The sequence below is a fragment of the Cardiobacterium sp. genome (assembly GCF_057314735.1).
Map to the genome: position 1 here is coordinate 1 of NZ_DBHKZK010000003.1, position 14,462 is coordinate 14,462.

Annotated in this window: 15 protein-coding genes; 9 read left to right on the forward strand and 6 right to left on the reverse strand. The window is 62.1% G+C overall.

The genetic code is table 11. The features are described 5' to 3' along the window. Positions 1-168 precede the first annotated feature (168 nt). The 4 genes from ACO54Z_RS00120 to ACO54Z_RS00135 form a co-directional block, all read right to left on the reverse strand. A complete protein-coding gene (locus tag ACO54Z_RS00120; protein WP_485995197.1) occupies positions 169-1,746 on the reverse strand; it encodes a PepSY-associated TM helix domain-containing protein in 1,578 nt (525 codons plus the stop codon). Next, a complete protein-coding gene (locus ACO54Z_RS00125; RefSeq protein ID WP_485995198.1) occupies positions 1,743-2,315 on the reverse strand; it encodes a hypothetical protein in 573 nt (190 codons plus the stop codon). The genes ACO54Z_RS00120 and ACO54Z_RS00125 overlap by 4 nt, the downstream gene beginning before the upstream one ends. Before the next feature lie 813 nt (positions 2,316-3,128). Next, entirely contained in the window at positions 3,129-5,246 is a 2,118-nt protein-coding gene (locus ACO54Z_RS00130; protein ID WP_485995199.1) for a TonB-dependent siderophore receptor, read from the reverse strand. A 55-nt stretch (positions 5,247-5,301) separates the two neighbouring features. Beyond that, entirely contained in the window at positions 5,302-6,267 is a 966-nt protein-coding gene (locus ACO54Z_RS00135) for a helix-turn-helix transcriptional regulator (RefSeq protein ID WP_485995200.1), read from the reverse strand. A gap of 189 nt (positions 6,268-6,456) precedes the next feature. On the opposite strand from ACO54Z_RS00135, the gene ACO54Z_RS00140 reads away from it, so the two are divergent. From ACO54Z_RS00140 to vapC, 4 genes are all read left to right on the forward strand, one after another. Beyond that, on the forward strand, positions 6,457-8,373 hold the full coding sequence (locus tag ACO54Z_RS00140; RefSeq protein WP_485995201.1) for an FTR1 family iron permease: 1,917 nt from the start codon (positions 6,457-6,459) through the stop codon (positions 8,371-8,373). A 12-nt stretch (positions 8,374-8,385) separates the two neighbouring features. Continuing rightward, positions 8,386-8,940 carry an iron transporter gene (locus ACO54Z_RS00145; protein WP_485995202.1) on the forward strand — a complete coding sequence of 185 codons (555 nt, stop codon included), beginning with the start codon at positions 8,386-8,388 and terminating at the stop codon, positions 8,938-8,940. 94 nt (positions 8,941-9,034) lie between these two features. After that, positions 9,035-9,274, forward strand: a complete 240-nt coding sequence (gene vapB, locus ACO54Z_RS00150; RefSeq protein ID WP_298078851.1) for a type II toxin-antitoxin system VapB family antitoxin — start codon at positions 9,035-9,037, stop codon at positions 9,272-9,274. Next, positions 9,271-9,681, forward strand: a complete 411-nt coding sequence (gene vapC, locus ACO54Z_RS00155; protein WP_366916248.1) for a type II toxin-antitoxin system tRNA(fMet)-specific endonuclease VapC — start codon at positions 9,271-9,273, stop codon at positions 9,679-9,681. Before vapB ends, vapC begins: the two co-directional genes overlap by 4 nt. Positions 9,682-9,731: 50 nt before the next feature. Here the strand turns inward: vapC and ACO54Z_RS00160 are convergent, their stop codons facing one another. Beyond that, positions 9,732-10,460 (reverse strand): HAD family hydrolase, encoded by a 729-nt coding sequence (locus ACO54Z_RS00160; RefSeq protein ID WP_485995203.1) that lies wholly within the window; start codon positions 10,458-10,460, stop codon positions 9,732-9,734. A gap of 222 nt (positions 10,461-10,682) precedes the next feature. Further along, positions 10,683-11,777 (reverse strand): phosphoribosyltransferase domain-containing protein, encoded by a 1,095-nt coding sequence (locus tag ACO54Z_RS00165; protein ID WP_485995204.1) that lies wholly within the window; start codon positions 11,775-11,777, stop codon positions 10,683-10,685. Between the two features lie 118 nt (positions 11,778-11,895). Here ACO54Z_RS00165 and ACO54Z_RS00170 point away from each other — a divergent pair, with 118 nt between their 5' ends. The 5 genes from ACO54Z_RS00170 (at position 11,896) to ACO54Z_RS00190 (ending at position 14,410) form a co-directional block, all read left to right on the forward strand. After that, complete coding sequence (locus tag ACO54Z_RS00170) at positions 11,896-12,474, forward strand: TerD family protein (protein WP_485995205.1); 579 nt, start codon at positions 11,896-11,898, stop codon at positions 12,472-12,474. A 222-nt stretch (positions 12,475-12,696) separates the two neighbouring features. Next, the gene (locus ACO54Z_RS00175; protein ID WP_298079307.1) at positions 12,697-13,332 is read left to right on the forward strand and encodes a vWA domain-containing protein; all 636 of its coding nucleotides are present in this window, start codon (positions 12,697-12,699) and stop codon (positions 13,330-13,332) included. 3 nt (positions 13,333-13,335) lie between these two features. Further along, positions 13,336-13,950, forward strand: coding sequence for a TerD family protein (locus ACO54Z_RS00180; RefSeq protein WP_485995206.1), 615 nt, complete (start codon positions 13,336-13,338; stop codon positions 13,948-13,950). A gap of 75 nt (positions 13,951-14,025) precedes the next feature. Next, positions 14,026-14,250 carry a type II toxin-antitoxin system RelB family antitoxin gene (relB, locus tag ACO54Z_RS00185; RefSeq protein ID WP_485995207.1) on the forward strand — a complete coding sequence of 75 codons (225 nt, stop codon included), beginning with the start codon at positions 14,026-14,028 and terminating at the stop codon, positions 14,248-14,250. Further along, complete coding sequence (locus tag ACO54Z_RS00190) at positions 14,234-14,410, forward strand: type II toxin-antitoxin system RelE family toxin (RefSeq protein WP_485995208.1); 177 nt, start codon at positions 14,234-14,236, stop codon at positions 14,408-14,410. The genes relB and ACO54Z_RS00190 overlap by 17 nt, the downstream gene beginning before the upstream one ends. Positions 14,411-14,462 lie beyond the last annotated feature (52 nt).

The following is a 14,462-nucleotide window of genomic DNA, read 5'->3' on the forward strand; positions in this document are numbered from 1 at the left end:
GCGCGCCCTGCAGGGGAGGGGGGACAATTTGGCGCAGCAATTCAAATTTGTGTGGATAACCGGAATTATTGAACAGGCTCCAAGGGGCGGTTTGCATCGTTTTAGATGCGGTCGCTATGCGGTTTTTTACGCCCCCGCTTCGCAGGGGAGGGCGCGGCAAAACCCCGGTCAGAGGCCGGGGTTTTGGTTTGGGGCGCGATGCCAGACGCTATGCGGCGGGGCGAGTGCGAGGCGTTTGGCGGTCAGGCGGGTGGTGTAATGCAACAGGAGGCCGAGGACAAGGGCGGTCGCGTCCACGCCGAGGGTGTCGCTGCGGGCAAAGAGCGGCGGCAGGCCGAGCGCGCCCAGGGCGGTGGTGGCGGGGATGGCGAGGGTCAGCCAGGCACAGCAGCGGATGAGCGGCACCGCGCTGTTGCCCGCGCCTTGCCATTGGCTGTAGGCGATGGCGGCGAGGAAGGTGAGGTAGTAGGCGCTGGCGAGGGTTGTCGCCGGCGCGAGCGGCAGCGGGTGCAACCAGCGCGCGGCAAGGAAGGCGGCGGCGATGCCGGCAATGCAGCCCCAGCTGATGCCGAGGGTGAGCGCGGCCATGATGTGTGCGCTCTGGCGGGGGGCGGGCAATGTGGCGGCGGTTTTGTGGCGGCGGGGCGGGCGTTTGTCCAGCCAGAGCAGGTTGCCGGTGTAGAAGAGCGCTGCGCCCATGATGCCGAGGAGGAAGTAGGCGGCGCGGACGATGCTGCCGCCGTAGTCGCCAAAGTGCAGGTGGAAGTAGCTGTCGCTTATGGTGGTGTAGGGGTCGGTGGCAAGGTTGGTGTAGCGTTCGCGGCCGTCGTAGGGGTTGGCGATGTGAATGGCGCTGCGCATACCGCCGACGCTGCCGCGCTGGTAGGCGCTTGCCAGCGCCGGGCGGTCAAGGTTGCGGTAGGTGATGCTGTCGGCGCGGTAGTCGGCGCGGTGTTTTTGCGCGAGGGCTTGTAGTTCTTCCGGCAGTTTGAGGCGAGTCAGGTCGGGCGGGACGGGCGCGCCGCCGGGGCGGGCAGGGGCGTGGCCGCCCATGCGCTGTGCTTCGGGGAGGAGTGTGTCCATGCCGTCGTAGATGAGGTCGTGAAAGGCGAAGACGACGGTGGTGGCGGCGATGATGAGGTGGAAGGGCAGGCTGGTGATGCCGAGCAGGTTGTGGCTGTCCAGCCAGGCGCGGCGGCAGCTTTTGTCGGTGCGCAGCGCGAGGAAATTGGCGGCGAGGGTTGGCAGGTAGAGGATGAGGCCGGAGCTGAGGGCGAGGGTGTAGAGGATGGCGACAAGTCCCATCAGCAAGAGGCCGATGTCTTCGTGGCCGAGGGTGCCGGGGATGCCTGCGGTTTGGTGCAGGCGGTTGGCCAGGTCGCCGAGCGGGGTGTCGCGCACGGCGCGGCTGTGCAGTTGGCCGTCGGCATCAAGCCAGGCGTGGTGTTTTTGTTGGTGCGCGTCAATCCAGCTGAGCGGCGCGCTTTCGTGGTCGTGCAGGTGCAGGGTGAGTTCGCGCGCGGCTTCGGGGTGGGCGGCGAGGGTGGCGCGGATGAGAGCGGCGGTTTGTGCGGGGTCGTAGGGGTGCGCGGTCTGCGGCGGTGTCGCCCAGCGGTTGAGGGTGTCGCGATAGACGCTGAGGCTGCCGGCGAGGAAGCAGATGAGGAGCAAGAGGCTGGTGAGGATGCCGCTCCAGGTGTGCAGCGGCAGTTGGGTTTTGAGGGTGGCAAGGCTGGGGGTTTTCATGCGCTGAGGCGGTAGAGGGTGAAGGCGGCAAGGAGGAGGATGAGGTGCTGTTTGCAGGCGGCGCGGCCGTTTTTGGCGAGGCTGGTGGCGATGAGCAGGGCAAGCCAGAGGTAGCTGCCGTGCCACATGGCGAGGTAGCGTACGGTTTCGCCGCCGTTGCCGCGCTGCCATTGGTAGTTGGCGGTGGCAAGCAGGACGCAGCTGGGGTAGCCGAGCAGGGTGGCGGCGGCGATTTTGGCAAGCCAGGCGGGGCGGGGTTCGCCCGCGTTGAGCCAGCGAATGAGGGCGGGGAAGGGGTTGGGCGGGTAGATGCGCGGCAGCAGCGGGATAAGCGGCATCAGGCCAAGGGCAGTCATGGCGACGGCAAGGCTGGTCGCGATACTGTAGCCGCCGAGGGCGAGGGTGTTGAGCAGCAGGGCGGCGAGGGCGTAACGCCAGGCGAGGCGGCGGGCGCGGGCAGGATCGGGTGGCGCGCCCGGCCAGTGTTGTTGGGGTGAGGCGCGGTAGAGGTAATGGCAGGCGAGGAGGATGAGGAGCGTGGCGGCGGCGGTGGTAAGGGTTTGCAGCATGGTGTTAGGGGGATTTACGTACAGGGTAGCGGCTATGGTGTATGTATAGCGGGTTGGTGGATGTTAAGGGGATGTTCAAATGCTCCATCTCCTGCAGGGCGAAGTCCGCAGCGGGAGACTGGAACAGCTCGCGTAGCGGCAAGTATTGCTTGCGAAGCAAGAGAAAGGGCTGGGGCGAGGGCAGTAAAACCATTGCAAAGACAGTAACTTCAGTTCATGAGCTATATCGCTCACCCCCACCCCGACCCTCCCCCGGGCCCCACGCAAAATGCGCCCGCATTTTGCGTGGGAACCCGCCCGCTGCGGGCGCTGCGCGCCCTGCAGGGGAGGGGTATTTCGGCGGGTTGCCGCGCTTCGGGTTGCCAGCGGTCGCTACGCGGGGTTGTTTGCTGCCCCCACCCCGACCCTCCCCCACGGGGGAGGGGGATATCGGCGGTTTGTCTTGCTTCGGTTTGCCATATGGCAATCCTCCGAAAGTCTCCCCCGCTGCGGGCTTCGCCCTACAGGGGAGGGGGGATTTTTTGCAGTCGCTACACGGGGTTGTTTGCTGCCCCCACCCCGACCCTCCCCCACGGGGGAGGGGGTATTTCGGCGGGTTGTCTTGCTTCGGTTTACCATATGACAATCCTCCGAAGGTCTCTACAGCTTCGCAGGGGAGGGGGCGACAGCCGGCGTAGGTTGGGTTAGGACGAAGCCCGTAACCCAACGTTTTATCGCGATTTTTTTTGTTGGGTTACGCTCGTTCCTCGCTAACCCAACCTACGGACAGCCCCCGCCCCAACCCTCTACCGGCTCCCACAGGGGATTGGTGTTTCAAAATTCGTAGCGCAGGGTCGCCATGATGTGGCGTGGGGCGCCGTAGTTGTGGTAGCCAAGGGAGACGCGGTATTTGCTGTTGAAGATGTTGTTGGCATTGATGCCGAACTGGAGGTTGTCGTTGACGCGGTAGCGTGCCATGAGGTCAACGGTGGTGTGGGATTTGTTGGTGTGGGCGGCGCGGATGACGGGGTCGTTGATGCGCGGGGTGTCCCAGGTTTTGCTATCCCAGTTGAGGCTGGCGCCGATTTGCCAGTGGTTGTCAGGTGCGTAGCTGGTCGCCAGTTTGATTTGGTCGGCGGGGATGTCGGTGTTGATGCGTTTGCCGCTGCGGTCTTTGGCGTGGTCGTGGCTGTAGCTGGCGTTAATAAGCCAGCCTTCCCTGATTTCGCCGCCGATGCCAATTTCCCAGCCGTGGTTTTTGACGCGGTCGGCGGCGCGGTAGTAGTCGGTGTCGTCCGGGTGTTTGCCTGCCTTGACGGCTATGTTGTTTTTGCGCCCCTGGTAGAGGGCGGCGCCCGCCGCGAGTTTGCCGTCCAGCCATTCGCCTTTGAGCCCGATTTCGTAGGTGCTGCCTTGTTCGGGGTCAAGGCGGCGGTGGTTTTGGTCTTCTTTGTCTTGTGGTTTGTAGATGGTGCTGTAGCTGGCGTAGGCGCTGAGCCAGTCGCTGAGGTCGTAGCTGGTGCCAAGGTAGGGGGTGAGGATGGCGTTTTCTTTTTGGGTTTCGGTTTTGAAGTTGTTGTAGTGGTCGCGTTTGTTTGCCTGCCAGTGGGTGAGGCGCGTCCCGGCAAGGATGCTCCAGCGGTCGGTCAGGTGCAGGTTGGTGCTGGCGTAGAGGCTGGCACTGTGGCTTTTTTCGCCACCTATGCCTTTGTAGGGGTAAGCCACGCGGGCAATGTCGCCCTGGAAGGTGAAGATGTTGCCGCCAGGGGTTACGTTACGGGCGTAGAGCGGGTTGTGGTAGTCGTCGTAGTGGTTGTAGCTGGCGCCGATTTTGAGTTCGTGTTCGCGTCCCCACAGCGGGTATTTGCCGCTGATGTTGAGGTCAAGGTTGTGCTCTTTCGGCGCGTGTTCCCAGTAGCCACTGGTGAGGCGCGCTGTGCCGTCGTGTTGTACGGCAACGCTGCCGACGACGCCGTACTCTTGTTCGCGTTTGCCGAAGCTGTAGCTGTATTGGGCGTCAAGCTGCCAGTTTTCGTTGAGGCGGTGGTTCACGCGGGTAAATATTTCGCTGCTGCGGCTCTGGTTGTATGACCAGCGCGTGCCGGCATTGTCGCGCGGGCCGAAGGGGGTGAAGCGGTAGCCGTGCGCCGGGTCGCCGTAGTAGTTTTCGTAGCCAATCATGACGCTGCCACGCGCGCGCATTTGGTTGTGTTGCAGGCCGAGGGTGAGGGTGGTGTCCGGGGTGAGGTCGTATTCGAGGATGCCGTAGAGGGTGCCACGGTCTTGTTTGGCGCGGTGTTGCCAGTCGCCGCCGTGGTCGTAAACGGCGATACCGCGTCCGCGCAGGCTGTCGTCACGGTTGAGTGCGCCGCTGCTGTCCAGCACGGTGCGGACGTGGCTCCAGTTGCCGCCGCCCGCTTCGATGCTGGTGCGGGCTTCGCGCGTCGGGCGTTTGCGTGTGAGTTCGAGAACGCCGCCGGGTTCGCCGGTACCGCTGGCAAGGCCGGTCGCGCCGCGCACGAGGCTGAGGCTTTCGTAGATGGCGCTGTCGCTGTTGTTGATGGCCTGGGTGCCGTTCATGCCTTGGCGACTGGCGCCGTCAATGCGGTAGTTGTCGAGGGTGTAGCCGCGCGAGAGGTAGATGTTGTAGCCGCTGTTGGTGTTGCCCCAGGTGCGGTGGTAGATACCGGGCGTTTGGTCAAGTGCCTGGCCGAGGGTGTTCGCCTGCTGGTCGTCAAGCTGGCGCGCGGTGACGATGCTGACGCTTTGCGGCGTCTGTCGCAGGCTGAGGTCGAGGCCGGTGGCGGTGCTGTTCGCCGGGAGGGTGTAGTTGTTTTCGCTGGCGCCCTGCTCGCTGGTGAGGGTGATGGGTTTCAGGGTGGTCGCGTTTTCGCCGTGGGCAAGGGCGGGCAGGGCAGCGAGCAAGGCGAGGGCGAGCGGGCGGGGTTGCATGGTTGTCTCCGGTAAGGTTGCAATGCCCGCAATTATCGGTTTTTGGGGGTGGCAGCTACGGTGTTTCCGGGAATTTTTCGCTGTCATTTCGGGAATTTTTGCCGCTGTGGCGGGCGCGGTAGGCGCTGGGGCTTTCGCCCTGGTATTTTTCAAACCAGCGGTAGAAGTAGTTGAGCGGATGGCCGCTCTGGCTGGCGATGTCGCGCAGGCTGTATTCGGGATATTGGCGCAGCAGCTCACAGGCGCGGGCGAGGCGGCGCGCGTTTAGTGCCTGGGCAATGCTTTGGCCGGTCTGCGCCTTGAATTGGCGCTTGAGGTAGCATTCGTTCAGGCCGCAGCGGCGGGCAAGGCTGGCAATGGTGAGGTGTTCGCCGTATTCGTGTTCGATGATGGCCAGTGCCTGTTCGATGCGTTGGCCCGGCGCGGGCGGCGTGTTGTGCCATTCAAGCGCCATCGCCAGCCATTCCAGGGCGGCGGCTTCAAGGCGCAGGCGGGCAGCAGGGGTGGCAGCGAGGGGAAGGCGGCTCATTTGCCAGGCGTGCTGGCGCAGGGCGGGCGGGATGTCGATGTGGTCGATGATGTCGTTATCGCCAAGTAATGTCTGCATCCAGCGCGGCAGGGGCTGTTCGGCAGCGAGGTTTTTCAGCCAGTCGCGGTCAAAACGCAGGCTGATGTAGGTGAGCGGGATGTGCAGGGCGCGGTCAATGCCGCCACGGTAGCGGTAGCCGTTGCTGATGTTCATACGGCGGTGGTAGAGGTGCGGGTGGGCGAGCGCGCTCGGGTCGGCGTCGGCGAAGGTGAAGCAGAGGCCGATGTAACCGAAACCGCCGAAGGGCGCGTGCTCAAGCGGGCGGGCAAGGGTCAGGCTGGCGCGGATAAGGCGGAAATGGTCGTTGATATGCAGGACTTCTTCGTAGCCGTTGGCGTGGCGGTGCTGGATTTCGTCGTACTGGTAATGCGGCAGAATGAGGCGCGGACGGAAGCTGTTGCAAAATTCATCGGGCTGGATGATGCGGGACATGGGGTTGGTTCTGCTTGACGGGGCGGGCAGGATAGTGCAATTGGCAAGGTTTCTCAATTGTTTTAGTACTTGCAATTACAGAAAAAATGCCGTTTTTACAAGCAGGTGGAAGCGGAATCTGTGCCGGTGTTTGCACCGCGCCGCGCGAATTTGCCACAATAGCGTTTTCGTTTTTCAGGGAGCTTTGCCATGCCCGCCGCCATCCGCCGTTTCTTCCTCTGTCTGTTCGTTCTCTGTGCGCTGCCGCTCGCCGCGCAGGATTACCGCGCCTTTGCTGATGATATCGCGCAGCGGCTGGACGCTGCCAACACGCTCTATCAGCAGGGCAACACCGACGAGGCGAAGAAGAAGGTGCAGATGGCTTACTTTGAAGTCTTTGAAAATCTCGAAGGCCCCATCCGCATCAACATTTCCGCGCAGAAGAGTGCGGAGATGGAGGCGGAATTTGGCAATATCCGCCGCCTGATTGGCAACGGCGCGCCGCAGGACGAGGTGCAGCAGCGCTTGCAGGCGTTGCGCGACGAGGTGCAAAAGGTGGTGCCGGTGCTGGAAAGCGGGCACAAGCTGGTCGCGCACGGCGCGCATTCGGCGCTGGACGGCATTGACCCCGGCTGGGCGACGGCGTATCAGGCGTTGGATGACCACATGGCGGCGGCGGTATCCGCCTTTGAAAAGGGCAACCACGCCGAGGCGAAAAGCCGGGTGCAGCAGGCGCAGTACGACGGCTTCAAGAACAGCGACATGGAAACCACCATCCGTCAGCAGAAATCGGCGCGGGCGGCAGAGGTGATTAACCGCGAGTTCGCCGCGCTGATGAAGCAGGCGGATTCGGACGATTCGATTGATGCCTTCGGCTATGGCGTCTCCACCCTGCTCGGCGACGTGCAGGATGCGTTGCAGGGCGTACCCGCCCCGGCAAGCGCCGCGCCGCCGGTTGATGACAGCGCTACCGCCGGCAAGGACTGGTCGGGCACGCAGAAGGAGCTGCTGACTGCGCTGGCGCAGGCAAAGGCGACCTATCAGGCGGGCGATACCGCCAAGGCGGTCAATCAGGTGCAGGACACTTATTTTGATGTGTTTGAGGCGAGCGGGATGGAAAACGCCATCGGCGCGCGCGACGTCAATTTCAAGACGGAGCTGGAAGGGCATTTCACCAAAATCGTCGGCCTGATGAACGCGGGCAAGGACGTCGCCGCCATTGACAAGGAAATCGCCGCCTTCTCCGCCAATATCGACAAGGCGCTGACCATGCTCGGCGGCAACCAGGGCGGCGTCGCGCTCTTTATCTACAGCCTGACCATCATCCTGCGCGAAGGGCTGGAAGCGCTGCTGATTGTCGCCGCCGTCATCGCCTACATTCACAAGAGCGGCCACAGCGACAAACAGCGCGTCATTACCGGCTCGGTCGTCTGGGCGCTGGTGGCGAGCGTCATCACCGCGCTGTTGTTCAAATGGCTGCTGTCCAACGCCGCTGCCGGGCGCGAAATCCTCGAAGGCGTCACCATGCTGATAGCGGTGCTGATGCTGTTCGGCATGAGCTACTGGCTGCTTTCCAAAGTGGAAGCGCAGCACTGGAAAGCCTATTTGCAGAAAAAAATCGGCACCTCGCTCTCGCAAGGCTCGCTTGTCGGCCTGTGGCTGACCAGTTTCCTTGCCGTTTACCGCGAAGGCGCGGAGACCGTACTCTTCTACTTTGCCCTCGCCGCCGAAGCGAAAAGCGCGCTCGATTACGGCTACCTCTTCGCCGGGCTGGCGGTCGGCATCGTCGCGCTGGCGGTGGTGTACGTCATCATGCGCTACAGCGTGGTGCGGTTGCCGCTCAAGCCGTTCTTCATGTTCACCGGCATCTTCATGTACATCATGGCCTTCATCTTCGCCGGCAAAGGCGTCGCCGAACTGATCGAAGGCAAGGCCTTCACCCCGACGCTGATTGGCGACGGCACCCTCTTCCCCAAATGGATGGGTGACTGGCTCGGCATCATGCCCTACTGGGAGACGATTGTGCCGCAACTCGCCCTGCTTGCCGCCGCACTGTTCGCCCTCTGGGTACTGTTCTGGCGCAAAAAAGACGAAACAACCCTTCCTCAACCCGCTCAAAAACCTTAACAGGAGGTATCAATGAGCATCAAAAAAAGCGTAATGGCAACCGCCATCCTCATGACCGCAGGCAGCGCCTTCGCCTTCACCGAATACCCGGCTGGCGAACCGCAAACCATCAACGAGATGGAAATTGCGGCAGTCTATCTGCAACCGATCGACATGGAGCCGCGCGGCATGGGACTCTCCGCCGCCGAATCCGACGTGCACCTCGAAGCGGACATCCACGCCACCAAAGGCAACCAGAACGGCTTTGGCGAAGGCGAGTGGATGCCCTACCTGACCATCACCTACACCCTGGAAAACCTCGACACCAAGGCAAAACAGGAAGGCACCTTCATGCCGATGGTCGCCAGCGACGGCCCGCACTACGGCCAGAACATCAAAATGCTCGGCGTAGGCAACTACAAAGTGACTTACCACATCGAGCCGCCACCGAAGGCCGGTATGCACCGCCACACCGATGCCGAAACCGGCGTGGGCAAATGGTGGAAACCCTTTGACGTCTCCTTCGAGTTCAAATACACCGGCCTCGACAAGAGCAAAGGGCAAGAATCCCCGAAAGTGAACAACTGATTTTCGGTGATAAAAAACGGGCTTCGCGCCCGTTTTTTTGTGGCGGGCGAAGGGCTATACTCGCCGCAAACAGATTTAATGACGGAGAATAACCATGACTACCGCAACCATTCATAAAGATCGCAATAACCAGACCATCTCCCTGCCGCCCGCTGTCGCATTCCCTGAACATATCGAACAGGTAGAAATTATCCGCGTCGGCGATGCACGGATTCTGACCCCTGCCGGGGAACGCTGGCGGGTATGGGCCAGTTGTCCGTCGCAATTGACTGAAGATTGCCTGAATGAACGCGAACAACCTGAAGCGCAAATTCGCGAAGGGTTCGATTCATGATGAAATATATGCTGGATACCAATATTTGTATCTACGCCATCAAACGCAAGCCGTTATCAGTGGTAGAAAAACTTTCCATCTGGCAGGATGACGTTTGTATCAGCTCCGTGACCCTGATGGAATTGTATTTTGGTGCCGCGCGTTCCTCGAACCCGACGCGTAATCGCTTTGAAATTGAGTATTTCGTTGCCAATTTGGCTGTACTTGATTATGACGCACTTGCCGCATCGCATACGGCGGAGATTCGCGCCACATTGACACAGCAGGGAAAGCCCATTGGGGGTTACGACTATATGATTGCCGGTCATGCGCGCAGCCGTGGACTGGTTTGTGTAACCAACAATCTCCGCGAATTTGCGCGGGTAGACGGCTTATTGTTGGAAAATTGGTGGCAGGAAAGTGAGTAATCTGATGCAAAAAAAAAACGGGCTTCGCGCCCGTTTTTTTGTGGCTGTATTCAGGGCGCGGTCGCGTCGTCCCAGCATTGCGCAATCTGGCTTTCTGCCGGGGTAAGCAGGTAGTCGCAGTGTCGCATGAAGGGCAGGTCGCTCGTGCTGTCGCCCATGCCGATGCTGAGGATGGCGCCGTATCGGGCGCGATAGTGTTGTTGCAGGTGGGCGACGGCGTGCGCCTTGTCAAGCCAGGCGGGGAGGACGGCGAGGTTGTTGCCGTTTTGCAGCAGGCGGCAGTGCTCGCCGAGGTACGGGCGCAGGCGGGCGGCGGCACGCGCCAGCGCCGCCAGGTCGCCGCCGGGACTTTTGACGAGGAGGTAGAAGGGGATGTCGTGGTCGCTGATGAGGCGGGTGTTGAGGGTGGGGTCTGCAACGCGGGCGGCGAGTGCGGCGAGGGTGTCGCGGCTGGTGGCGGCCAGGCGACGGCTGCGTGCGAGCCAGTCGCGGTCGGGTGTGCCATCGGGGCTGAGGATGATGCCGCCGTGGTTGATGATGGCGTGGTCGGCGAAGGGGAGGGCGACGCGGCGGTAGGCGTCGTGGTTGCGCGCGGTGGTGGGGATGATGCGGGCGTGCGCCTGCCAGTGCGCGAGCAGGGTTTGTTGTACGGGCGAGGTGTATGAAACCGGGCTGCCGTCGCGGCGCCAGGCGACGGGGATATGCGTGTCGCCGGGCGGTGCTTTGCGGCCGCTGGTAAAGAGGGTGTCGTCAAGGTCGGCAAAGAGGAGGATTTGCATGGGGTTTTTTGTCGGGGAAGCGGATGGGTTGCTCTGTGGAGAGGGCATGATTTGGCGGAAGATTGGGGGCGGTTTGTCATTCGTTTGGGTGGTCGCTGCGCGGTTCATTTGCTGCCCCCACCCCGGCCCTCCCACGGGGGAGGGAGCCGTTCTGTGGGCATTCGCAGAACGGAATTGCCAACAGCCCCGGGTCATTCATGTCCGGCCTGTGGTTGCCGGGCGTTATGGTTGTGTCAGTTGCACCAGTTGCGCCCCCAATGCAGCGGCGGTGTCGCGCAGGGCGGGGTTTGCCGGGTGTTCGTGGCAGATGTGGATGTGGTCGTAGTCGTGTGCGGGCGGCAGGTTGTAGAGGTAGTAGGGCACGCCCGCGTCGTAGGGGTCGGCAAAGTCGCGTTTGTGGGTGAGCGCGCCCCAGATGTATGCCGGGGAGCGGGTGCTGGATTGCAGCCATACTTGCGCGCCGCTGTACTGTGCCAGTTCGCGTGCATAGACGGCGGGTGGGTGGATGTATTCGCCGGTGCCGAGGACGAGGACGCGCGCGTCCGCCCGGATGCTGTGTCGCGCCAGGAGTGCTTTTGGCAATTGCAGCGCGTGGCGGATACCGAGGCGGCCGTGGCCGCTGTCGGCAATGGTGATGGCGCGTTCGGCGGTGGCTGCGGCGGCGGGCGGGGTGCGTTGGGCGTGGTATTGCCAACTGCCGCGCAGCAGGCTGTGGCGCGGGATGGTGTCGGCGGTGGCCGGGCTGAAGTCGGTGAGGCAGAGCCAGTGTGTGTGTTGCAGGGCGGGCAGGTGCGGCGCCAGCGCGGCGGTGAGGGCGCGGAAGGTGTCGCCGGTGGAGAGTTCGTCGTCGATGAGGACGAGGCTGCGCGCGGCGTGGAAGCGGCGGCGGTTTTCGGCGTCATTCGGCAGGTGCAGCCATTGTTGGCTGGCGTGGCTGTGGCTTTCGGCAAAGGGCAGGGTTTCCGCCCCGGCGACGCGCAGGCGACTGGTGTGCAGGTAGAGTGTCTCGCTCTGCGGCGCGCGCGCAAGCCACGCCTCAAACACGCCTTGTGCCAGCGCGGTTGCCGTCTCCGCCATGCCGATGAACAGTACCGGCGCGGGCAGGTCATCGGGCAGTTTGGCGGCGAGTGCCTGGTGGATGCGGGCGAGGGTCGCAGTCGCCACCGGCCAGTGTTTGCCGAGGACTTTGCTGACGAAGAGGAAGGCGCGGCGCGGGTTGGCGCGGGCGCCTATGGCAAAGAGTTCGTCGGGCGGCAGGTCGGCGCGGTCAATGGTGAGGGTCAGGCGGCCATCGGGCAGGTTGTGAATATGGCTCATGGAAGGGCAGGGCAGGGCGGCAATCGGGCGGGCATTATATCGGTAGCGCCAGGGCAAAACTGCTACAATCGCCCCGCTTTCCGCACCTGTAATTCATCCTGAAATCAAAGGAGTACTTATGGCAGTCAATCTGCAAAAAGGCCAGAAAATCTCTCTGGAAAAAGAAGCGGGCGGCGCGCTCACCAGCGTCGTCATGGGGCTTGGCTGGGACGTTGCCAAAAAGAAAGGGCTGTTCGGCTTTGGCCGCAATCAGGAAATTGACCTCGATGCCTCCTGCTTCATGTTCGATGACAATAATCATCCGGTTGACCTCGTCTATTTCGGCCATCTGCGCAGCAACGACGGCTCTATCCAGCATAGCGGCGACAACCGCACCGGCGCGGGCGACGGCGACGACGAACAAATCGCGGTCAATCTGGCGCGGGTGCCGGCGAACATCAAATCGCTGGTTTTCACTGTCAATAACTACACCGGCCAGGACTTCAGTCAGGTCGAAAACGCCTACTGCCGTCTCGTTGACGGGCAAAGCGGTAAAGAAATCGCGCGCTACGACCTCTCCGCCCAGGGCAGTCACAACGCGCAAATCATGGCAAAACTCTACCGCCACAACGGCGAATGGAAAATGCACGCCATTGGCGAAAACGGCCGTGGCGAAACGCCCGACCTCCTGTTGCCGCTGATCCAGCCGCACCTCTGACCCGCCCCGGCAGTCCCGCGCGGACTGCCTTTTACCTTAGAACCTGTTTAGTGTCTCTGGCACGGACGCCGCCGACACATCTTGACCACACGGCTGCGTTGCGAAACTTGGCAATAGTCCCGCTATTACCTGCGTTTCGCGCCTTGCCGTGCAGCCAGTCTGTATCAGCGGACGCCTCGCGCAGAAACGCTAAACAGGTTCTTACAAAACCAGGAAAACCCCATGCGACGCCTCCCCGTTTACCTCCTCGTTGATACCTCCGGCTCGATGCACGGCGAAGCCATCGAAGCCGTGCGCAACGGCCTGCAAGTCATGCTCTCCGCGCTGATGCAAGACCCTTACGCGCTCGAAACCGCTTACCTCTCCGTCATCGCCTTCGACAGCAGCGCGCGCCAGCTCACCCCGCTGACCGAACTCACCAGCTTCCAGTTGCCCAACCTGCAAGCCAACGGCATGACCGCGATGGGCGAAGCGCTCAGCCTGCTCGCCGACTGCATCCAGCGCGAAGTCGTCAAAGGCAGCGCCGAACAAAAAGGCGACTGGAAGCCGGTCGTCTTCCTCCTCACCGACGGCGCGCCGACCGACGACCTCGACCGCGGCATCAACGCCATCCGCCAGGTCAAAACCGGCACCTTTGTCGCCTGCGCCGCCGGTCCCGGCGCCGACACCGGCACGCTGAAACGCATCACCGAAACCGTCGTCTCGCTCGACACCGCCGACTCCAGCACCCTCAAGAGCTTCTTCAAATGGGTCTCCGCCTCCATCTCCGTCTCCAGCCAAAAAATCGAAAGCGGCAAAGAAGTCAGCGGACTGGACGAACTGCCGCCGCCGCCACCCGAACTCAACATCGTGCTGTAAACCATGGCCATCACCCTGCAAAAAGGCCAGGGCGTCAGCCTGCGCAAAGAATCCGGCTACGACCTCTCGCGCCTCACCGTCGGCCTCGGCTGGGACATCGCGCCAAGCACACCCGCCTACGACCTCGATGCCGTTGCCTTCCTCCTGGACGAACACGGCAAAGTGCGCAACCTCGGCAAAATCGGCGCGAATGGCCGACCGACGCTGGAAGGCGGCGACGTCGTCTTCTACAACGCGCTCGTTCACCCCAGCGGCAAAGTGCGCCTCTCCGGCGACAACCAGAGCGGCAGTACGAGCGGCGACGCCGAACAAATCGAAGTCGCGCTGGACACCCTGCCCGACGCCTACCGGCAAATCATCTTTGCGGTAGCCATCTACAAAGGCCACGAACGCAAACAGAGCTTCGCCGGGGTGCGCCGCGCCCACATCCGCGCAGTGGACGGCAAAGGCCAGGAAATCTGCCGCTACAACATCGGCAGCGACCCGGCAAACCACGCCTGCGCCATGACCTTCGCCAGCGTGGTACGCGGCGCGGGCGGCTGGAACTTCAACGCCATCGGCGAATTTCACGACACTGACCGCTTCATTGACCTGCTCAAACGCTATTTGCCGTATTGAACCGAACCATACCGCCCGTTCAAAACCGCAGGGTGGGGCAAGCCCCACCCTGCAATCTGACAACGGAAGAATCCCATGCTAACTATCGAATTACCCATCGAACTCGAAAATCGCCTGGACGCGCTTGCCCAGGCGACCGGACGAAGCAAAAGTGATTATGTTACCGAGGCTATTCTTGAATATTTGGAAGACCTTGCCGATCTGCACCTTGCCGAACAGCGGCTGCGCGATATCCAAAACGGCAAAAGCAAAACGGTTCCCCTGGAAGAAGTCTTGAAGCGTTATGGCATGGAAAATTGAATTTTCCGATAGTGCCGAACGCGAACTGGACAAACTTGACCCGCAAATCTCCAGACGCATCCTTGAATACCTGCAAAAACGCCTCGCCAAACAGGATAATCCGCGCAACCTTGGGGCTGCATTGAAAGGCAGCAAACCGGGTATGTTCTGGAAATACTGAACCGCCCCAAGAAATTAGGAGGGAACCCTATCTGTGAGAGGATATTCCCATG

Coding starts and splice junctions, on each gene's coding strand:
- ACO54Z_RS00120 (WP_485995197.1), bottom strand. CDS start 1,746: ATGAAAACCCCCAGCCTTGCCACCCTCAAAACCCAACTGCCGCTGCAC.
- ACO54Z_RS00125 (WP_485995198.1), bottom strand. CDS start 2,315: ATGCTGCAAACCCTTACCACCGCCGCCGCCACGCTCCTCATCCTCCTC.
- ACO54Z_RS00130 (WP_485995199.1), bottom strand. CDS start 5,246: ATGCAACCCCGCCCGCTCGCCCTCGCCTTGCTCGCTGCCCTGCCCGCC.
- ACO54Z_RS00135 (WP_485995200.1), bottom strand. CDS start 6,267: ATGTCCCGCATCATCCAGCCCGATGAATTTTGCAACAGCTTCCGTCCG.
- ACO54Z_RS00140 (WP_485995201.1), top strand. CDS start 6,457: ATGCCCGCCGCCATCCGCCGTTTCTTCCTCTGTCTGTTCGTTCTCTGT.
- ACO54Z_RS00145 (WP_485995202.1), top strand. CDS start 8,386: ATGAGCATCAAAAAAAGCGTAATGGCAACCGCCATCCTCATGACCGCA.
- vapB (WP_298078851.1), top strand. CDS start 9,035: ATGACTACCGCAACCATTCATAAAGATCGCAATAACCAGACCATCTCC.
- vapC (WP_366916248.1), top strand. CDS start 9,271: ATGATGAAATATATGCTGGATACCAATATTTGTATCTACGCCATCAAA.
- ACO54Z_RS00160 (WP_485995203.1), bottom strand. CDS start 10,460: ATGCAAATCCTCCTCTTTGCCGACCTTGACGACACCCTCTTTACCAGC.
- ACO54Z_RS00165 (WP_485995204.1), bottom strand. CDS start 11,777: ATGAGCCATATTCACAACCTGCCCGATGGCCGCCTGACCCTCACCATT.
- ACO54Z_RS00170 (WP_485995205.1), top strand. CDS start 11,896: ATGGCAGTCAATCTGCAAAAAGGCCAGAAAATCTCTCTGGAAAAAGAA.
- ACO54Z_RS00175 (WP_298079307.1), top strand. CDS start 12,697: ATGCGACGCCTCCCCGTTTACCTCCTCGTTGATACCTCCGGCTCGATG.
- ACO54Z_RS00180 (WP_485995206.1), top strand. CDS start 13,336: ATGGCCATCACCCTGCAAAAAGGCCAGGGCGTCAGCCTGCGCAAAGAA.
- relB (WP_485995207.1), top strand. CDS start 14,026: ATGCTAACTATCGAATTACCCATCGAACTCGAAAATCGCCTGGACGCG.
- ACO54Z_RS00190 (WP_485995208.1), top strand. CDS start 14,234: ATGGCATGGAAAATTGAATTTTCCGATAGTGCCGAACGCGAACTGGAC.